The sequence below is a fragment of the Limnobacter sp. SAORIC-580 genome, assembly GCF_013004065.1.
Taxonomy (GTDB): Bacteria; Pseudomonadota; Gammaproteobacteria; order Burkholderiales; family Burkholderiaceae_B; genus Limnobacter; species Limnobacter profundi.
Genome location: NZ_CP053084.1, coordinates 1187712 through 1208922 on the forward strand (window position 1 = coordinate 1187712; position 21211 = coordinate 1208922).

8 protein-coding genes are annotated in these 21211 nt (G+C 52.9%); 3 read left to right on the plus strand and 5 right to left on the minus strand.

Annotated features, from left to right (window positions below):
- Positions 1–6: 6 nt before the first annotated feature.
- Genes HKT17_RS05585 through HKT17_RS05595 form a run of 3 tightly spaced genes read left to right on the plus strand, consistent with a single transcriptional unit; the run spans position 7 to position 9135 of the window.
- Positions 7–5391, plus strand: a complete 5385-nt coding sequence (locus HKT17_RS05585) for a two-partner secretion domain-containing protein (RefSeq protein ID WP_171098485.1) — start codon at positions 7–9, stop codon at positions 5389–5391.
- Between the two features lie 11 nt (positions 5392–5402).
- Complete coding sequence (locus tag HKT17_RS05590) at positions 5403–6857, plus strand: FecR family protein (RefSeq protein WP_171098487.1); 1455 nt, start codon at positions 5403–5405, stop codon at positions 6855–6857.
- A gap of 13 nt (positions 6858–6870) precedes the next feature.
- Positions 6871–9135 carry a CHASE2 domain-containing protein gene (locus HKT17_RS05595; protein ID WP_171098489.1) on the plus strand — a complete coding sequence of 755 codons (2265 nt, stop codon included), beginning with the start codon at positions 6871–6873 and terminating at the stop codon, positions 9133–9135.
- 30 nt (positions 9136–9165) lie between these two features.
- Here the strand turns inward: HKT17_RS05595 and HKT17_RS05600 are convergent, their stop codons facing one another.
- The 5 genes from HKT17_RS05600 to HKT17_RS05620 are packed head-to-tail and all read right to left on the minus strand — an operon-like array spanning position 9166 to position 21114.
- Positions 9166–11628, minus strand: coding sequence for a cyclic nucleotide-binding domain-containing protein (locus tag HKT17_RS05600; RefSeq protein WP_171098491.1), 2463 nt, complete (start codon positions 11626–11628; stop codon positions 9166–9168).
- 3 nt (positions 11629–11631) lie between these two features.
- Complete coding sequence (locus tag HKT17_RS05605) at positions 11632–12981, minus strand: multiheme c-type cytochrome (RefSeq protein ID WP_171098493.1); 1350 nt, start codon at positions 12979–12981, stop codon at positions 11632–11634.
- A gap of 3 nt (positions 12982–12984) precedes the next feature.
- Positions 12985–16884: an LVIVD repeat-containing protein gene (locus HKT17_RS05610; RefSeq protein ID WP_008251111.1), complete on the minus strand. Its 3900-nt coding sequence runs from the start codon at positions 16882–16884 to the stop codon at positions 12985–12987.
- 16 nt (positions 16885–16900) lie between these two features.
- Entirely contained in the window at positions 16901–19162 is a 2262-nt protein-coding gene (locus tag HKT17_RS05615; protein WP_240965911.1) for an SH3 domain-containing protein, read from the minus strand.
- Positions 19147–21114: a GlcG/HbpS family heme-binding protein gene (locus HKT17_RS05620; RefSeq protein WP_205882513.1), complete on the minus strand. Its 1968-nt coding sequence runs from the start codon at positions 21112–21114 to the stop codon at positions 19147–19149. The genes HKT17_RS05615 and HKT17_RS05620 overlap by 16 nt, the downstream gene beginning before the upstream one ends.
- Positions 21115–21211: the final 97 nt, after the last annotated feature.

A 21211-nucleotide genomic window follows, 5' to 3' on the forward strand; every position in this document is an offset into this window, starting at 1 on the left:
GACACCATGAAATCCAATCGTCTTTCAAGCCGCAGCTCAGTTCGCAGTTCAGGTACCCAGTTTCGACGCAAGGCCGTGGCTTTGGGTGTTGCCATGGCCATTGCCAGTTCAGCTTATGCAAACCCCACCGGGATGTCGGTGGTTGCTGGGCAGGCCACCGCGCAAACCATTGGCAACCTGATGCAGATTACCAATACGCCGGGTGCCATTCTGAATTGGCAACAGTTCAATATTGATGTTGGGCAAACCACGCAGTTTGTTCAACAAAATGCAGCCAGCCAGGTGTTTAACCGTGTTACCGGTGGCGATGTGTCCCAAATTCTTGGCACCTTGCAAAGCAATGGGCAAGTATTTTTGATCAATCCGGCGGGAGTGTTTTTTGGCCAAGGTGCCGTGGTTGACACCGCAGGCTTTTTGGCCAGCACCCTGGCAGCTTCCGATACAGATTTGCTGAACGGACATCTGCGTTTCAACGACTCCGCGGGTACGGCGGGCAACATCGTCAACCAGGGCTCACTGACTACGCACTCGGGTGGCTCCATTGTTCTGTTGGCCCCCAGCATTGAAAACAGCGGCATCATTCACGCCGATGGTGAGGTTTTGTTGGCCGCAGGTCACAGCGTTACCATTGTCGACATGAGGCACCCTACTATTGGCTTGACCGTTGCCTCCAAGGACGGCGACAAAGCAGTGAATCTGGGCCAAATCATCAGTAAAAATGCATCACTGTTTTCGCATTTGGTGAAAAACAGCGGCGTGGTTGAAGCCACTGGTGCGCAAGTGGGTGAAGGTGGCGTTATACGGTTCATCGCGCAAGGTGATGCATTGGTGGGCGGACAGGTGCTTGCCGAAAGTACCCAAGGCCAAGGTGGTGAAATTGACATCACCGGCCAACGCGTGGCTGTGCTGAGCGGAGCACGCATTTCTGCCGATGGTGGCACCGGTGGCGGCACAGTGCATGTGGGTGGGGGCTGGAAAGGGCTAGATGAAAGCCTGGCCAATGCGCAGCAAACCGTGGTGCAGGCCAACACCCAAATTTCTGCGAATGCCACGGCCAATGGCAATGGCGGAGAAGTGGTGGTATGGGCCGATGGCCACACTGCTGTGGATTCTGAAGTGCAAGCCAAGGGCGGTGCCCTGGGTGGCAATGGCGGTCGGGTAGAAACCTCGGGTAAGCAAAGCCTGGCAGTGAATGTGGCTGCGAATACTTCAGCAGCCCAGGGGGAAGCAGGGCAGTGGCTGATCGACCCGGCTAACTTGACGATTGTGGATCAAATTCCCCAAGGTGGTTTCAACCTTGAAAACAGCTCACAAGGCCCATTTTTTTCCACCGACGATATTTCTTCAACCTTCTCGCCCACTGAGTCATTTCTTTTGAACAGCACGGTAGTGGCTGGTTTGGAAAACAATGGTTTTGTCCAAATTTACACCACTGGTACGCAACCAGGCGACGGTAATTTGACCATTGCTGCCCCCATTTTGATTGATCAAAACTCCTCTCAATCGACTGGTTTTAATCCGGAACTGTTTTTGGAAGCCAAAGGTGAAATCAATATTGATGCAGCCGTGGGTTTGATGCCTGGGCAGCAAGTTTTTGATGGCTTCGATCTGTTCTTGAGTTACGACATTGCAAAGCCTGTGTATGTCGATGCCCCGCTGTACTTGGGTAACACCGGTAATTTGATTTTGTCGCCGTACGATCTTGGTACGGCTTTACCCACCAACACGCAGGGCCAGTTGCCCCTGGATGGTGTGAATTTGTTGTCGGGTATGAACACCGGTATAAGTGGCCCATTGGCGTTAAATCGAATATCCGTGACCAGTGCGGTGGCCACCGATCCAATGACCCAGCAAAGCTACATTGTCAGTCCCGAGAAAACGGTGAAATTGAATGTGCTTGGGGCCAACTTGATGGTGAATGATCTCAGCTTGTTTGGCATTGAAACTACCCCAGCTACTGATATTCGCGTTGGTGTAGACAATTTTGACTTGCCCGCACCCATTCAAGGCAATTTGCAATACAACTTCTTGGATGCGAATAGTCTGACTGTAGATGCCGGTAGTACAGTGTCGACCTTTACACGATTTGATCCCGAATTTTCGTTTGATTTGAATCCCAATACCACCTTGAACCAATTGGTCTCCAGTGGCACTGTCAATTTCAACGGTGGCTTCAACGACATTGTCGAAATTAACACCAATGCCGGCACTTTGAATTTTTCAAGTAGTGCTGGCAGCAGCAGCTCACCTTTTGGTTTTTACCAAATTGGTGATATTGCAGCCGGTACGGGAAGTACCATCAATCTGGTGGGCTCTAGTTTGTATTACCAAAAGGCAATTCTGAACGGCACATTCAATATGATGTCCAACGAGTTTGGCTCATCCTCTTTCCTGAGTGCGATTGATACTGATTTAAACGGAAGTTTCAATATTGGTGCAGGTTTTAACAATGCAAGTTTCCAGGCACTCGGCATGGGTGCCAATTCCCGAATTACCCTGTCGACTGGCTCTTTTCTTGAACTGGGGCGTGCGTTTAACTCCTCCTCTTCAGAGGTGAGTGTTACCCCGATGGTTCCAGCCAAGCAACCTGGTGCGTATATCTCAACAACGCAAGGGCAATTCGTTGCTCAACAGGGTGCGCGCATTGTCATGAACGGGGCGGCCACCGACGACATTATTCACTCCATGCCACCTTTGGAAACTGCCAGTTTTTCAAGCTCTCCCTCGGGTGGGGCAATTGTTGACATCACCGGGCTGGATGGGCGTCTGGAGGCACCGGTGACCATTGAAGTCAATGGTTTCCTGAACTCCATACAAACCAGCACAGAGAACTTTGACCTCAACTCTGAAGTCAGCATGTCAACCCCCATCAACACCATGGTGATTCAGTCTGCAAACATTCAAGTCAATGCCGGAGGCGACGGACGCTCTCTCAGAATTGGTGAGGTTCAGTTCTCACAATCGTTGAACAACGATTTTGAACCTGTTGTTGATCTGGACTTCAACGGCTCGCTCACCGTGAACAGTGGCCGTGTGCGCCTGGAGGGCAAGAACGTGTCCACCGTAGACGGTACCCTGAATGTAAATGGTGCAAATTCCACTCTGGTTTTGTCTGGCAATTTCACTTCTGCAGATTTGTACGATGTAAACCGCAGCAATGGTGGTCGCCTTGCAGCCGAGGGCGTTTGGGATAACAGTCTGGTGAACGCCGGCAACGCTGCAACTTCAGCGCCGCTGAGCAAAGGGAATATTCTGGTTGGCGATGATTTGGTGGTAACCGGTGGTTTACTGACCAGTGCGGGCACAGCCAATTCAATCAATATTGCGCCAGACAGTTTTCTGGAGCTGCGCAACACCGAGGTAAGTACAACGATCAACGTATCGCCAACCGGTGTGGTGTTGCTGGCCAGTCAGGATGGAAATGGTGCCCCTGTAACGCCTGCTGTGTTGAATGGTGCCACTATCAATATGGGCGGTGATGCTTTCCTGATTGTGGAAACTGATGCTGCGGGCGTGGCCAACTTGAATGGCTCCGCAACGATCAGTTCAGGAACGCAAGGTAACTTGATTATTGCTGGCAGACGAGCTTATGACCCGATGGCCGCTGATTCCATTCCAGACTCAATGACCTTGAATGTAGGCAGTGGTATTCGTTTGAATGTAACCGGCAATGCGCCAAGTTTGCCACCGGCTTTACAACTGTTTTATGGTTCATCAACGCCACCACAGCGTCCCGTCTTCCTCGTGGGCCAACTGACCCCAGAAGCTGTGGCTTTGGCTGAGTATGATGATTTTGACGGTTTCTCCACGCCAGTCACTACTGTGTTAAACGGATTTGCCAACCCTTCCTTCGTGATTGATGGCACCCCTGATGCATCGGCGGTCAATGGCTTGACCTGCTCGGTGTCAGATTTCTGCGTGAAATTCGATGTGGCCCAGGCTGGCACTTTTGCGGGCTCAGTGATTACTAATCTCAACTCAGCAGGCGTCACGGGAAGTGGGGTTGAATTTGCCCCCGATTTGACATTGAATTTTTCTCAGATTCAAACGCCTACCGACATTATGTTGATGGGAGGTCTCACCACGATTACAGCCTCAGACCTGATGAGCGGAAGAAGGCTGCTTGTCGGGAGTGATGCAATCGCCCGGTTCGTCAATAACGCATCCAATGAAAATATTTCAAATAATCTGGAAAACAACGGTACGCTTGAGTTTCAGGGTAATTACACACTCAGTGGCTTGCTGACCGGCACGGGTATGTTGAACAACAGCGGTGTTTTGAACCTCAACAATACCAGTGGGGGTATTGTTCAAAATTCGATTGTAAACAGCGGCACAATTAACAACACTGGCACCTACACTTTTTCAAATTTGGTCTCCGGTACAGGTCTGTTTTCTAACGCAGGAACTTTGAACTTGACTGGTTCTGGCCTATTTGGAAATAGCTTTGTGAATGTGGGCACTGGCTCATTGAACTTCTCAGGTGGGTCGGTGCAGGACATTTATTTCGGTGGTTCTTTTCAGAATGCTGCGAATGTGTTCTTCAACGGCGGATTGTTTACGTTTGATACAGGTTACAGTCAATCCGCCGGTAACCTCACTGTCCAGCCAGGAACCCAGTTGGTGGGTAACATCAACATCAACGGCGGGGCCTTGCGTGGATTTGCAAACATCAACGGTAATTTGAATGCCCAAGGTGGTCGAATCGTTCCAGGTGCATCTCCCGGCTTGATGACCGTGAGTGGTGACTTGAACCTGGATGCCAGCAGCATTATCGACATTGAAATTGCCAGCAACGGTGGGGTTCAGGGTACTGATTTCGATTGCATCGTGGTACAGGGCAACGCCAACCTGGCGGGTCAATTGAATTTAATTGATATTTCAGGTGGTACGCTGGTTGCGGGTAGTCAGTACGCCTTCTTGGAGGCCAACACCATCAACGGCACTTTCGGAAGTATTTCCACTTCACCTGCCAGTTCTGCTTACACCTTCTCTTCACCTGTAATTGCCAACGCCACAAATGGGCAGCAGTTGCCAATTCAGCAAATGAGTACATCAACGGTGGCTGTAAGTTCACCGCCGCCAGTGACCCCCGAGCCCACCTCGCCAACAAGTCCAACCTCGTTGACGCAAAGCACCGGAACCGACAGTACTGCAGTGGGGCAAAACCTGAATCAGGCCTTTACGCCCACGTCCACTTCCACAAGCAGCACCGAGCCAAGCTCGGGTACCACATCCACAAGCAGCACGCAGCAAACCCAGCAGGAAGAGGAGGCTGTCGAGGTGGCCAATCAAAGTACCGCAGGTACCACCATCTCACAGCAGTCCAATGACATTGAGTTGAAGACCACCCAAAGTGATCCACAACGGGCTTCGGCGGTGTGCAAATGAGGACCAACAACATGCAAAAATTATTGGCCTTCAGCTTGCTAGCCTTGAGTGTTTTTGGCAACAACACAGCGTTCGCCCAAAATATTCAACCCAAAGACCTCGCACCCACGGGTGGGCAATCGGCAAGTCAACCTGCTAAAGCAGTGGTAGGTACCATCAAAGTAGTGACAGGCTTGGTTAATCTGCAAACTTCGGAAGGCAAAAATAAATTTGCCAGTGCAGGTACCAAGTTGAATGTGGGCGATGTCATCAATACCCAGGCAAAAAGCACCACGGTGCTGGAGTTTGTGGACACCACGCAGGTGGCATTGCGCCCAAACACGCGCTTTGTGGTTGAAAACTATGAATATCAACCGGAGCAACCCATAGCCGACAAAGCCGAATTCAAACTCGTTAAAGGGGGGTTGCGCACACTCACTGGGTTGATTGGCAAACGTGGCAGTGCAGACGCTTTTTCAATGAAAAGCGAAACAGCCACCATTGGTATTCGGGGAACCGACTTCACTGCCCGAATTTGCAAAGGCAATGAGTGTACTCGCCTGGCCAAGGGCGAGTCTGACAAAGCCACAGCCACAAATACCTCCACGGCTGATGTGGCGGGGCGTATTTCCCAACTGACTGGCGAATTGTTCGCTGTGTCGGTCGAAGGCAAGCGACGCGCTTTGCAAAAAGGATCAGCTGTATTTGCGGGGGAAACCATCGATGTGTCGGAAGGTGGGTTTGCCGTGGTCAGCATGGCTGACTCCACACGCCTCACTCTGCCAGGTGGCAGCTCCATGCAAGTGGCGGCTTATCGATACGCACCAGCTTCACCACAAACCTCAGTGGCCTCGTTCAAGTTGCTCAAAGGGGCTGTGCGTGCGGTAACCGGCGCCATTGCCAAAGCCGAACCCAACAACGTGAAGTTTTTTACTGAAACTGCGACGGTGGGTATTCGAGGCACGGCAATTGATATCTCATGTACATCAGTGTCGGGTGGCTTGGTTGTGTGCTCGGGCGGAGCCAACCTGACGGTTGAGCTTCGTGATGGGCAAATTATTGTCACTTCAGGCAATTTAAATTCAGTGATCAATGCAGGGCAATCGGCGGTTATTCCTGCGGGCAATGTGAATATTCAAGTCATCAATTCCCTGGCCAACGTGCTGGGCAATGTGCCCAATGCGGGTCCACTGCCTGAAACCACGCCTGCAAACTTTGAAACCCTGTCGTCTACGCCTGTGCAGTCTTTGACGCAGGGCAGTGGTTCTTCAGATGAGGGTTCGCAATTGTTTGTTGCTGTGAACGACGGCACCATCGTCATTACCAACTCCAATCAGGCTCCGCTCGAGGTGAACCGAGGTGAGGGTGCCTTTGTACAAACATTGAGTAACCTGCCTCCGCAATTGCTGACTGCACCGCCCGATGTAATTGTTCAAGACATCACCCTGTCTGCCCCGCCATTCTCGGCACCGCAGTGTGCGCCTTGATGGTAGTTGATACATGAGCAAATTGATCAAGTCTTGGCGAAAAATTGCGGGCAAAGCATTTCGCATTGGTGTGGGTTTTTCGTTCACGGCAGTGGCTTTGCTGCATGTGTTGGGGTTCGCACCCAGCGAAGTGGTGAAGCGTCTTGATTACCTGGTTTATGACGTGCGGCTGCGGGCAGAGGCACAATTGCCTGAGCTTGATCCGCGCATTGTGATTGTCGATATTGATGAACAAAGCCTGAGCGAAGTAGGGCGTTGGCCATGGTCTCGCGATGTGGTGGCCAAGCTTGTGGTTGAGTTGACCGACAGGTTGGGCGCCGCTGCAGTGGGTTTTGACATTGTGTTTGCCGAACCTCAGCAAAGTGATGCGCTTCTTGCTTTGGACACTATCATTGAAAACAAACCTGCGCTGCGCAGTCAGTTGCAGGAAATGCGATCTGGAATTCAAGCGCAGTTTGATCGAGATGCCCAGTTGGCCCAAGTTCTGGCTGATCGCCCTGTGGTGTTGGGGTACTACCTGAATCAGGATCCAACAGCCTTGTCTGGCGCGCTTCCGCCAGCATTGTTCAAAAAAAGCCAGTTGGGCGAGTTGACCCTCGACAGTACAAGCTGGCAGGGCTATGGCGGCAATATACCTGTGCTGCAGAAAAATGCAGAGGGCGGCTATTTCAATCCGATTGTGGATGAGGACGGCACCGTTCGCTCCATTCCGCTGCTTGCTCAATTCAATGATGCTTATTACCAAAGTTTTGCTTTGGGCACACTGCGGCGGGCCTTGGGTAACCCACAGGTGATACCTGTGTTTCCAGAAGGCGTACCGGATGATTATGGTGCAGTGGAGCTGATTGCATTAAGGTCTCCTGAAGTCGAGTTGGACATTCCAGTTGAACGTGGCTTGTTAACCCGTGTTCATTTCCGGGCCAAGGGTGGTCCGAATGCTGGCGGCTATCGCTATGTGTCTGCTGCCGATGTACTTGCCGGCACATTGAAGCCCGAAGACATTGAAGGTCGAATTGTATTGATCGGTACTACAGCACCTGGCTTGCTCGATTTGCGAAGCACACCCGTGAATCCGGCCTACCCGGGGGTAGAAGTGCATGCCAATGTGATCAGTGGCATGCTCGACAGCATTTATAAACTTCGGCCTGAGTATTCGCAGGGTTTGTTGTTCATTACAGTGTTGGCAGTGGGTTTCGTACTGAGTGTGATGATGCCCATTCTCAGTGCCACCTGGTCGCTGTTGGTTGCACTGGCGGTGTTGGTGGCCAGCGTGGCGGTCAATTCCTTGCTGTATTTTCAGGCAGGCCTGGTATTGCCGGTGGCGGTGGTGTTGTTGCTGGTGCTTGCCATATTCATGTTCGATGTGGCCTATGGGTATTTGGCAGAATCGCGCAGCAAGCGGCAAATGGTGGATTTGTTCGGGGAGTATGTAGCGCCAGAATTGGTCTCTGAAATGGCCGCCGACCCCACACGCTATTCCATGGAAGGTGAAAGCCGCGAACTCACAGTGCTGTTTTCGGATGTTCGAGGTTTCACAACGATTTCAGAATCGCTCAAGCCCAATGAATTGCGCGAGTACATCAATGAATACCTCACCGTGATGTCAGAAATCATTCGCTCCCATCGAGGTACCTTGGACAAATACATCGGTGACGCCATTATGGCCTTTTGGGGCGCACCCATTGCCGATGCCGAACATGCCGAGTTGGCCACCAAAGCAGCCATTGCCATGCAGGAGGAGGCTGTGCGTTTGAATGAACGACTTTTGGCGCGCAATTGGCCCACGCTGGCCATTGGGGTGGGTGTTAACACAGGGCAAATGCGAGTGGGCGACATGGGTTCAAAAATTCGCCGGGCTTACACCGTCATGGGCGATGCTGTGAATCTGGGTTCGAGGCTGGAGGGCATCACCAAAACCTACGGTGTGGGCGTTATTGTTGGTCCGCAAACCAAAGCCGCTGTGCCCGGTATGGTGTTTCAAGAGCTGGATGCCGTCAAGGTTAAAGGGAAGAATGAGCCCGTTTCAATTTATGCCCCCTTGGGGGAGCGCACAGTGCTGACCCAAGCCAGTCTAGATCAGTTGGAACAATGGAATCGGTTTTTGAAGGCATTTCGTGCCCAGCAATGGCTGCCGGCACGTGAACAGTTGGCAGGTTTGCAGGGCAGCTTGGTTACGAATCCTACTTTGCATGCCCTCTACGAAAACCGCATCGCGTATTTTGAATTGAATCCACCACCTGATAACTGGGATGGTGTAACCCAATTCGACACGAAGTAAAACGAATCGACTTGATTGAATCTGGTCGACTTAGATCAATTCGTTTTGCTGGTTCAAATACACCTCGGGCGAAATTCGAAAGGCTGCGCCGGTAGGGCATGCACGAACACAAGCTGGGCCGCCATCTTTGCCGTGGCACAAGTCACACTTGTAGGCTTTTTTGATGGAATTCGCGTCGTATTTCACTGGACGTTCACCCAGGGGACCGCCCGAGCCAAACAGCAACCAAGACAACAAGCCAGTTTTTCTGGGGGGTGGTTTTACCCGCAATTCAATGGCGTTGTAGGGGCAGTTTTTGGCGCAATTACCGCAGCCAATACAGGTGTCCGCAATCATCACCTCGCCCTTTTCATTGCGGCGAATGGCATCGGGCGGGCAGTCTTTCATGCAATGTGGTTGTTCACAATGTCGACAGGAATGCGCCAGGTGAATGTTCTGGAAGGTGGGGCCAGCGTCTCGATCCAGGCGAGGTATCCCGTCGTGTGTTTCTGCACATGCACGTTCGCAATTGTCACAATGCACACACAAATTCTCATCGATAATCAAGGCGTTGGTTGCATCTCCCAAACCTTGCTTCATCAGAAAATGAATCAAATCGCTTTCACGTTTCGCTGTACTTTCCCGGAAAATCGCATCATGAACGCGTTTGCCAATCTTGGTTTGCAGGGCTTTTTTCCAGTTGCTGTTTTTGCTCAACACGTCGATGACCGCGTCTGCTTGAATCAACAGCACTTCGGTGAGTACCGTCGCGGTACATGTCGTTTGGCGATCCGTACCATTCACCAAATCAATTTCACCCACATAGCTGCCTGCGGATACATACGACAGTACGGAGTCTTGATCATCAATCAACTTGGATACAGACACTGACCCGCGCCGAATTAGGTGCAAGCCGTCAGTTTTGTCGCCTTCACTGAACAGTTTTTCACCTCGCACGTAGCGGGTCACACTGATGCCTGATGCGATCAGTTGTTCGATTTCCTGGGGTTCTAGCTGCGGGGCAAGGTGTGTAGACAAGGCTCTGCGCACAAACGTTTCGTCGATGGTTCGTCGCACTGCATCCACCGAGGCAATTAGCTTCAACATGGCTTTGCGAGGCGTTTCAATCAATACGCAGTTTTCTCCCGCGTAAACCGTGGCTGTGCGGCGTCGCCCGGAGATCAGACCCATCTCGCCAAAATAGTTGCCTTTGTCGAGATTAAGAATGAATGGTTTGCCTTCCTTGTTCACCAATTCAATGCCCACGCCACCCTGCACAATCGCAAAGAAAGTGCTGGTGTAGTCACCTTTGTGGAAAATGACAGAACCTTTCTTGGGTTGGTGAAGTGTTGATTCCAGCATGAATTCCCGCAGCTGAAGGCGAGTCATCTGGTTGAACAGTGGAACATTTTCCAGAATCATGTCCAGCACTGCCGAGACAGAGACATCACCCAGGGGTTTGAATTTCTCGGCAAGCAACGGCTCGTCAGCGGGTACCACCGGCAAGCCCATGATGGAATCCACCACCTCATGGCCTTGGTTCATCGCTTGCTTGATTAGAGGGTATCCACCCAGCGCACCGACAATGAACAGGCCTGGCACGTTGGATTCATAAGTTTCGCTAAGCGCAGGCACTGCGTTGGGATCGCTGTTGGGGAATGTCACCCCGAAGCTCTCTACCAGGCCACGGGGCGGTGTCGCCCCCAAACGGGCAATAATTCGGTGAACTGGCATGGCCTGCTCACCTTCGGGGCCTTTATAGCGGTAGTTGAGCGAGGGCTCACCCTCTTTGGCCTCTGGGATTTCTTCTACTGCACTCGTACTGGTGTTGTAGAAGATACGCAAATCTTCATTCCTGTCTGCCGCAAGAATCTGATTCAGATTGCCTTCTTTACAGCGGGCAAATTCATCTTTGCGGTTGATCAATACCACCTTGTTGTTCTTCATCAAGGCCAGGGCGTTTTCAATGGCGGCATCACCCGCGCCAATTACAATAATCGTTTCATTGTTGAATTCGTCAGGGTCAGCCAGGGTGTATTGAACATTCGGAAGGTCGTCACCAGCGGTTCCAATCTTTCGTATATTGCCCTGCAAACCAATCCCCAGAATCACAGTTCGGGCAGTGGTTGTGCTTCCGTCCTCACAGGTCAGCTCAAATGGCCCGGCGCCATCATTGAGTTTGATTATTTTGCTAACCGTTTTCTTGTACTGAATATTGATTTTTTGATTGAGCAACTGAGAATCCCAGGTACCCAAAATACTTTCCCGTTTTCCAGCTTCGAATGACATGCCGCTGCGAAGGGGCAGAAAGCCGGGCTCGGCCATGACGTGCTTGCCCTTTTGGTACTTGTAAATTGTGTCCGATGCGTGGTTCTCTGATTCAAACAACACATACTTACAACCCAGTTGCTGCGCCCGTGCAGCAGCGGATAAACCTGCCGGTCCGGAACCTACAATGGCGACATCAAGTTCTGCTTGTATTTCGGCGAACATGGGTTTGAGATTGTCTTGCATGGTTTACGCTCCCACCGCGGCTTTCAGGGCCAGCAGTTCGGATTGGAATGCTTCGCGATCGTAGGCCTCATCATTGCTGAGTAATTTCAGCAAACGGTCCATTTTTGAATTCACGGTTTGCGCAATGCGCGAATTTCCTTTGCGGGCCAGGCCGTTGGCTACGCTGCTGATCGACATGTAGGCTTGCTCGGCCCCTGCGAAATCAGCGTACTGATTGTTGGCTGCCATGTTCACCAGGTCCTTCAGGATTTTTTCCAGTACCTGCTCCGTAAACGGCACGGTGGCCACCACTTTGCGCACTGTGTTGAGTTGGGCGTGAAGTACATTCGCGGCACGTTCAACTTCGTTGAAGTTGGCGGCTGGCGATGTACTTGCAATATGCAACTGGTTCACCAGTTTTCCGATATCGCTGCTGTGTTGTGGCGCAGCCGCGCGAACAATGGCCTGAACCATGATGAGGCTGGAGTTGTTGATGCGGGCCTGCCCGGGGCTGCGGGCCAGGTCTTTGGACCAGTCTTTTTTGCTCATCGGTGAATGGCAGGCGTGGCAGTCGAACATCATGAGCTCGGGCATGATGCCCTGGCGATTTCGCTTGGGGTCGGCAATCAGTTCCAGCAAATTGGCACTGCTTGCAAACTGACCCATGGCCCAGATTTTCCCGGCATCGTAGGCACCTTTGCGCTGAACCCAATCTTCGTCAATTTTGTAATGCGGGGGCTCCAAGGCCATGAAGGTTTCAACTTCAATGGAAATGCGTGGGTGGCCTGCGCCCATGATTTGGTGGGTAATGGGGCGGCTTGAATCGCCCACATGGCAGCTGGTGCACAGCTTGGCAGCAGCATAGGGATCGCTGGTGGGGTACAGGCCATTTTCAATGTTTTTCGCATGGCTGGCTTTGGGCTCTACGTGGGTTTTAATCCATTTTTCGGCCGGGCCGTGGCAGGCTTCGCAATTAATGCCATCGCTTTTGTCAAAGCGTGGGCCTTGCTTGCTGGCAGGCACGTTGTGGCTGTGGCAATCCAGGCAAACTTTGGCTTCATGGGCTGGTTGGGCAAGCCCCAGGTTTTTTGCAATGCGTTGCGATTGTGCGTTTTTTAGTACGGCATAGGCTTGTGTGTGAGGGTCTTCACGTAGCCAAGTGGTGTATTCGTTTTGCAAAACAGGTGTCGCCGTGCGTTCAGCAATGCTGCCGTGGCAGGTGCTGCTTGCACAGTTCACTGTGCCCACCGATTGGTGTTGCGACTGGTGTGGCATGGTTTGGGTCATACCGCCCGTGGGCGCAGCCAGCAGCACGCTTGTGCCCAGCGTAAGCAACAGGCGATTGAAGCATCGATTCAAGGCGTTTGCTTTCATGGCTTAATCCTTTCTGAAAGCCACTGAATTGACTTTGGGCTTGGGCAAGTAGTTTTCCTTTTCAACCTTGTCGGTCACAGTCCACAATCTGCCATCGGGGCGCAGGTAAAACGCTTCCATTTCCTTGCGGGTAAATGGGCGCGAACCAATGCGGCCAAACACGGCAATTTGCCCACCTGTTTCATCCACGGCACGATCGCGGTCCAACCCTTTCGACACCGACAAAGCCGGGCTTGGGGTTTTACGCCATGCAATCAATTCCGGCATGGGCGCAGGCGAGAAGCCGTAAAATTTGGGCTGCGTGTCGGGCGATGTCAGTTGCAACACTTTCAAACCATTCACACCGTCGGCCACATACGCAAACAGCGATGCGTTGGTAGAGCCCACCACCACATCATGCGCGTCATTCAGTTGCCCGTCAGCAGTAAATTGTTGATACACCACGGGCTTTCGCGGACGTTCAATGTCTACGATGACCAAGCCCTGTCTTTTTGCAGCCACGTAGGCGTAGGTACGCGCCAAATAAACCCGTTGCGCATCGGCCAGTGCTACCACCGCACCGGTGTGCTCGGGTTTCTCGGGGTGGGTAATGTCGATCACTTCCAGCCCTTTGGCCGTGGTGGCAAACAGGTAGCGGAATTGAACCGCTGTGGCGCGTGCATCCTGCAAGGGCAGGGTGGTGATGTGGCGCGGCTTCAAGGGGTTGTTGATGTCGACAAACACCAGGCCTTTGGGGGTGGTGATGTAGGCATAGTGCCCGCCCAGGGTAATGTGGCTGGCGCCGTTCAATACGCCGTTTTCATTCCACGTTACAGCGCGCTCGAAAAAGTTGTTGCGTGGTTCGCCGTCGGCTAGTGTATTTACATTCACAGCAATCAGACCCTCTTCGCTGTCGGTGATGAAGGCATAGTTGTAAATGGGGTGGAAGGGCTGTTCCATATTGGTGATGCGCATCAAGTCACCCTGGTTTTTCTCGGGGTTGATGGGCTGGTTAGTGGGCAAGGCCATGCACGTCGCGTTTTTCGTGGCCACATGGGTGTCGTGCCCCAAGGGGCTGAATGGTGCCGTAATTACGCGCTGGCCATAACCCTTGTTGGCGACACTGGCTGCATCATAGGCGCGAAAGCCTCCTTTGCCTTCAGCCACAAACACATATTCGCCGCGCAGTTGCAGGCAGCTGGCCACGCCCTTGGTGGTGTGGTCCATCAGCGCTGGCACCACGGTATCGGCCAGTTCTCGGTTGCGATTCAAGTGGTTCTGGTAATAGTCGGGGTAGGCATACTTGTGCAGGTAACTGCCCAACACGGCCTGGGGTTCGTCCCACTCTGTCACAGTGACTGCCGCAATGTGTTCGCTGCCACCCAGCCAGGCGTTGAAGCCAATGAAGTTCACGAAGTTGGTGCCCTGCAGCAGCAACTGCGCCATGATGGCGTTGTTGTCATCTTCTCGTGACAAATGGCAATCGCTGCAGGTTTTGGTTTCTTCCTTGCGCTCGGTGTGCGGGTAGTGTGGTGCAAAAGCCTGCGAGGAAAAACCACTGGCTGCAATCGGTGGCTGCTGAATGTAAATACGCTCGCGGTTCGCGTTCATTGACGACAGAATCAAAGCCGAGCTTGAACGAATTGGCGCTATGCGGTTGCCTTTCACCGGGCCATGTACGCCCAGCTGGAACATGTCATCGCGTGCCACTTGCGGGTTGTAGGTGGCGTAGTTTCGGGTTTCCCCGCCTTCATAATGCAGGCGCTCGGTTTTCCAGTTGGCTTGAATGGGCAAGTGACAACCAGCACAGCTGGTGGTCCAGCTCAAGTGACAGGTGAAGCAGGTCATCTTGTCGTTGTCGTGTGCCAGTTCTTTTACGCCCGGGCCCCATTTGCCATCCTGACCCTCTGCGCCTGCACCCATCAATTTGGCGCGTGCTGCTTTGGCGTTGTACTCAGGGTGGGCCGGGTTCATGTTGTCTTTCACCAGACTCATTTCCCATTCTTTGTTGGGGTCCAGTGCAGCGCGCTGGTATAGCTTTCCATCGCGCCACTCGAAACGCTTACGCCCGTCTTGCGTTCGCAATTGGGTCAGATCGCTGCCGCCGGGTGGTGCGGCAGGCCCGCTGGTGCGCAAGGTGGGGTATTTGGTGGCAGTGCCATGGCAATCGGCACAATCCACTTCAACTGCAGCAGCCACTTCGCCGTAAATGTGGCCATTGCCGTGCATGTCTTGCGCAAAGTGGCAATCCACGCAGTGCATGCCCACGTCCAGGTGAATGGAGCTTAGGTGTACTGCCTTGTCGAATTTCTTGGGGTCGTCGTCGGCAACAACATTGCCCTCGGCATCCAGCAATGCGCCTTTGCGGTTGCGCTTGAACACCGCGCGGAAGTTCCAGCCATGGCCATGGTAATCCGCAAACTGGGTGTCTTTCAATTTGCTGTTCAGTGTGGACACGTTTTTAAGGAACTCAGGGTCGCTCCACTTGCCACGCACCGCCGCTTCTTCGGGGTTGCGATCCAGAATTTCGCGCATTTCCGAATCGGTGGGGTAGCGTTGCTTTTCTGGCCACATGTGCGGCGCATCGCTTTCGTAGTCCCACATGATGTAGCCGTAATAGCTGTTCACAAACACGTTAGGCTGGTGCATATGGCACACCATGCACTGCGAGCTTGGAATGGCGCGGGTGAATTCATGCTTCACCGGGTGGCCACTTTCATTTTTTGCAATGGTTGGGTCAATGGTTTGTGTGGTGCCATCGTGACCAAACTTGGCGTAGGGTCCTGCGTGCTTTGGGTCGCGGTCGTTGGTGTAAATGGTGTGGCAACCTGTACAGCCTGATGAACGGTAATCGCCCGGTTGCTCATTGGTGCCCAGAAACCAAAGATGTGGATCGTTCAAACGGGTTTTCGTCACGTTAATCAAAGGTACCGCAATTCGCTGGCCCGTGCCGGGACCCCGGTTGGACTGTTTGATGTCGGGCCGCCCTGGTTCATCCAGGCGCTGAATTTGACCCAGCACGTTGGGCAAGCCCACCTCGGGAAATATGCTGTTAATCACCTTCCCACCGCGTTCAAATACGCGGAATATGTCGCCCGGGGGCGTGGTTTCCCACGCGGGCAATGGCGCCAGTTCATTCAGAATACCCTTGTGAACAAACAGCTCGTTGTTGGCCTCCACCGGGTTTTTCAGCAAACCAGGTTGACCATCTTGCGTGTAAGCCTCGCCAAGAATGTAGCGCTTGTAAGGCAAGATTCCATTGTTATAAGAAGCACCGCCCCACAGCATGGCCGAGGTGCTCATCAGGCTACGTTCCTGGGCTTGAATGACCGGCAAATGACATGCACCACAGGCCTCGCGTGCAACACGCAAATCGCCCGGGTTGATGAAACGAATGTAAGCAGGGTGCTCTTTGTTCAGCTTGGCATAAGAACGTTTTGGGTTGGCTGACGAAGGGTAGTTCCAGAATTTCTCGTTGCGTGGCGCAATGTGCGCTTTGTCCAGCGCGGCACGGTATTCGGGTGCAAAGCCTTTTTCACGCGCAGCGCGGGTGTGGTCGTATGCCAACGAGCCTTGCTTGTCTTCTTTGCCGTTCCATTTCACGGTGGCGTCACCGCCATGGCAATCGGTGCAGCCCAACACCACGCCAGGGTTGGCATGCATGGTGTGTTGGTCGGTTTGTGTGTGGCAGGTCATGCAGCCTTCGGTTTTTGCAAAGGCCTGTTGCGCCGTTTGGCGTTCAGGCGCTGCAGGCGCCATGGTGTAACTTTTTTCAGGCAGCTTTTCACTGGCGGCATGAGCCACCGGGGCGATACCCAGAGTGGAAACAGCGGCCACTGCGAAACCCAATGCAAACAGCCAGCCCTTCCAGCGATTGTTGCTGGCGGGCTTTGTTGGAGGAGCAATGGCGGTATTCAAATTCATCAACAAACAACCTGCTTTAGAAACTCAAAATCACGTTAAACAGAAAGGAGTAAGGGTCCTTGTCTTCCGGAAACAATTCTTTGTAGCCCTTGCCAGGCAACAGCTTGGCAAACGACCCGTTCACCACAATATTTTGTGAGAAGAATGGTCGGTACTGAAAACCCACTGACGCATCAATGCCCAGGTCGGTGGAGGGAGGGCGCTGTTGTCGCAATGTGCCCAGCACATTGGTGTTGTCGAACTCAAGCTTGTTCAGGTTGGCCACCAAACGCAACTCGGGCAATACATCAATATCGGCACCAATACCCACTAACAACAGCCCTGGGTTGATGAAATTCGATTGTCCCTGTTCTTTGCTTGAACGCAGGGAGGGCAACACGCCGTTTCGGCCTGACAAAGCCACTCCACCGCCGCCGATCAAAGGAATATTTTGACGGATGAAAAAGCTGGTGTCGGCCCCTGCAAATTGGGGGTTCTCAAAAATTGCATCGAAACCTTCGGCTTTGCCATCAAAGGGATCTTCATCACCCGATGCATACAGGAAACTGCCACGCAAGCGGAACCAGTCAAAGTCGCGCGACAATTCTGTGGCGTGAAAGAATGCATCAATGTCTTGCTCGCGCTGGGCAAGCGGGTGCCTGTCTGTTTTACCCGTGGCGTAGTAGGTTGAAGTGGTAATGTTCATGCGGCCGTAGTGGCCATCACCGCTGAACCCAAAATAATCCACATGGTAGCCAAACGGCTTTTGATCGCCCAGCGAGGAGGGCCGAGCGAGAAATCCGTTTGCGTCGAAGTAACGTTCACCGTCTTCATCGTTGCGGTTGTGGATGTAAGAAACCTGACTGGTGAAACCCAAAAACGGGAAGTCTTGCCGATACAGGTTGGCCACGAAAAAATCATCGTCACGCAGGTCTTGCCGAATATCATTCAGACCACTGTTGGTGTCTTTTTCAACCCGCTTGAAATAGCCGATGTTGTACTGGTAAATGTTGTTGTTGCGGTTGCCGAACAGGCGAATGCCCATGGGCAGGTCTTGGAACAGAAAGCCCCGGAAGTCGCTGATGAATGGCTGAATACCTACACGCAAGCTGTCGAAATCGTAGCGATCTGACACGTTGCGAAGGTGCACGTCGACAAATGCTTCCTGAATACCCACAAACCCTTCACGGCGAACATCGCCGGAAGAAGAGGCAATTTTCAGCAAGCGGTCTTCATTGACGCGCACATCGGTGTAGTTGAACACCGGTGTTAAACGGAACTCATAGTCGGGTGGTTTGAAAGTAGTGTTGCCTTTGGTCAACGACAAACTCACGATCAAGTTGTGGGCAAAAATCGATTGCTCACCATCACCGAAAATATTGGCCTGCCCACCAGTGGTGGATGTCGCTGGCGGTACAGGCACCGGGAAGTTGCGTTGCTCGTACAGCGTGTCGGCAATAATACCCAAGTTAAAAAACCAGTCGGGGCCCAGTGTGTTCTGCAACACGGGCAGGTCGCCCTTGATCACGTTCTGGTTGTAGGGGTCGAACAAGGGAAACTTGAAACCCAGCGATTGCATAATTCGCCAGCGATCAGGCACTGCCACTGTTTCGCGTGGCAGGTTGGGCAAAGGTGGGGGCACCTGGCTCGGGTCGATCACGGGTATGGCAATGTCACGCGGCACAATGGGTGTGTCGCGGCCAGGAATGGCGCGCTGTACCTGCGGTGTTTGTGGAATGGTGTTGGGGACTATGCCCGGTGTGGCAGTGCTTGAAGGGCGTATGCCAGTGCCTGCTTTGTCTTGCAGCACATCGGCTGAAAATGCGCGGGGCGCAAATACGCCCAGCGATTGTTCACCGTACTGGCCGGTGCCTTGTTGCACCCAGCCGTCGGTGCTGCCCAGGAAGCCACCCAAGAGGCTGTCCTGAATACGAACCCTGTACCAGCCGTCTTTCTCTTCATAGGCATCGACCAACTGACCTTTGAAAAACTCGCCAATCGCGCGAGATTCCTTGTTGGGTTTTGTGTACACCACGCTTCGGTTGTCAAACACTTGCAGCAACACCAGCGGGCGTTCGGCGTTTTCAAGTTCCGTGGCTTCCGGAATACCCGCCACTTTCCGGGTAACTTTCTCAACGGTTTCTGTCACCTGGGCAACAAGGTTGGGTTTTGTTTCGCTGCGAATATCCGCCCGAATTTGTGCAATTGCGGGCACGGGCAGCAAGCCAGCCAAAATCAGCCCGATGGCCAGTGGTTTCAAACGCATGATGTTGTTGTTTTTCTTCATGGTGCTGGGCATACGTTTTGTTCACTGCTGTTGTTGAACGGAGTTTGCGGGCACTGCACATACTTCAAAAATTCGCCTGAATTGGACAATTCATTGGCAGTCAGCAAGGTGGAGGGGAATGGGCGCATGGTACTGCCCACAGCGGTTGCACCGTTGATCACGCCCAGGTAGCCAATCATGTCGTCCTGGTCCACGCCGTCACCGGACACACCAATTGCACCTACCAATGTGTCGCCTTTGTAAATCGGGAAACCTCCCGGGAAAATCTGCATACCATTGGCGAAACGGCCTTGTCGACCTGCGGGAATATTCACGTCGTCAACACAGGTGAGTGCGGCAGGGGGTGAGAACTGATTTGCTGCGCGCGTGGTCGCTGTCAGCGTACCCAATACCTTGTTGGTCACAATGTTCAATTGAAAGCCAACGTTGAAGGGGCTCCATTGAGAGATTGGTGATGAAAGTGGGCCTGTTGGCGTACCCACCTCGCCGTCTGGAAAGTAAGGGCGGTGAACGTTGCCGATTGCGCGCGCCGAAAATGCCTTGCTGCCATTCAGGGAACTGGCCTGCCCGGTAAAAAACGTGTCCATTGCATTGGCAAATGCGGCATGGTTACCCGCATCAATTGCAGTAAAGTCAGTCAATGCCTCTGCTGAACTGAATGAAAGTGCCGAGCGCGCTTTTTGTACCGATACATCGGTGCCAAATATCGGTGCGTCTGACGAGCGAACCAAGCCTAGAATATCTCCGTCAAGATCAACCACAGACACCGTGACTTCCGCTGGAGAACCCAAAGGATTTCTGATTTGCGCACGAGCGCGGTTCGCAATCTTCATTCCCTCGACCAAAATATTCTGCACCTCGGCTTGCGTCAGGTTCGCTCCGGCAGTCGGCGGAAAACGCACCGAGGTGTTGTCAGCGGGGTTGGTAATCAGGGTAAATGTGTTCAGGCCATTGAAGGCTGGGGCGGTGGTCGCTACGTAACCGGATTGACTGGTGCCATAAGATGTTCCAGCAATTACACCCGCAGCTGTTTTGTAGCCTGTAACTGCCACGAAGTTTCCATTCCCGGCCAGCGCCGCCACGCCAGCCACTGCGGGTGTGGTGTTGGAGAACTGAAAGGTTTGGCCGTTTGCAGTAATACGATTTGCACGAATTTGAGCGGGCGCACGGAAAGCCTCTGGCAGGGCGGCAAATGCGATTTCTTCCTCAAGATCAACTTCATTGGTGAGGATGTCACGGTCCAGCCCGTACACGCCTTGTGTACCCGCATCGGTTGATGCAATCACGCCGATACCACCCACCACCCGGCCTTCCTGATAGATCGGAAAGCCACCAGGATCTGCTGACAAACCAAGCGGTGAGCGTTTTGGTCCAATGGTCGCATTTTGTGAAAGCCACACATTCAGATCAGAGCAGGGAAGTTGGCTGAACTGCACGCCGTACAGTGGGCCGCTGGGCTGGCCTGTTTCCCCTGGTTGGAAAAATTCCTGAACAATTTGGCTGGCTGTACGGGTGCTGAATGCGTTCCCGGTTGAAGACAGGTAGGCTCCGGTAATTGCTTTGGCAATGGCTGCCAATTCACTGGGTACAGGTGTGAATCCGTCCAGGCCCCTGCCATTGGCACCACTCAGTCCACTTGTGATAATTACGGATGGGCTGGAGTTGGTCATGCGATAAACGGCCAACACATTGCCGACACGATCGGTGACTGCGATGGTTGATTGCACACCTCGGGAAATCGACGCCTGTACCGCGCGGGCCACAATGTCGTTAACCTCCGGGATGGACAAGCTTTGCGTGCCCAAAGGCTCAACATTGAAATTGGGTTCAGACGAGCTTCCACCGCCACCCCCGCCACCGCAAGACACCAAGATGAATGGTGTTGCAAGGCATACGGCCACTCCCATGGCCATTCTTCTTAATTGGGTTGCTGTGCCTGTCATGGCATTTGTGCGTTTGCGCATCGACTTCTAACTCGCTCATCTTTGTTTTTCAATGGACTTGCTTGCCTGCAAAGTCCCCAGTTCACTGCTGGTCTGTCTACTCAAGCTACTGCGTCGA

Excerpts from the sequence above, each read along its gene's own strand:
- HKT17_RS05585 (WP_171098485.1), top strand. The coding sequence starts at position 7 with ATGAAATCCAATCGTCTTTCAAGCCGCAGCTCAGTTCGCAGTTCAGGT.
- HKT17_RS05615 (WP_240965911.1), bottom strand. The coding sequence starts at position 19,162 with ATGCCCAGCACCATGAAGAAAAACAACAACATCATGCGTTTGAAACCA.
- HKT17_RS05595 (WP_171098489.1), top strand. The coding sequence starts at position 6,871 with ATGAGCAAATTGATCAAGTCTTGGCGAAAAATTGCGGGCAAAGCATTT.
- HKT17_RS05620 (WP_205882513.1), bottom strand. The coding sequence starts at position 21,114 with ATGCGCAAACGCACAAATGCCATGACAGGCACAGCAACCCAATTAAGA.
- HKT17_RS05605 (WP_171098493.1), bottom strand. The coding sequence starts at position 12,981 with ATGAAAGCAAACGCCTTGAATCGATGCTTCAATCGCCTGTTGCTTACG.
- HKT17_RS05610 (WP_008251111.1), bottom strand. The coding sequence starts at position 16,884 with ATGAATTTGAATACCGCCATTGCTCCTCCAACAAAGCCCGCCAGCAAC.
- HKT17_RS05590 (WP_171098487.1), top strand. The coding sequence starts at position 5,403 with ATGCAAAAATTATTGGCCTTCAGCTTGCTAGCCTTGAGTGTTTTTGGC.
- HKT17_RS05600 (WP_171098491.1), bottom strand. The coding sequence starts at position 11,628 with ATGCAAGACAATCTCAAACCCATGTTCGCCGAAATACAAGCAGAACTT.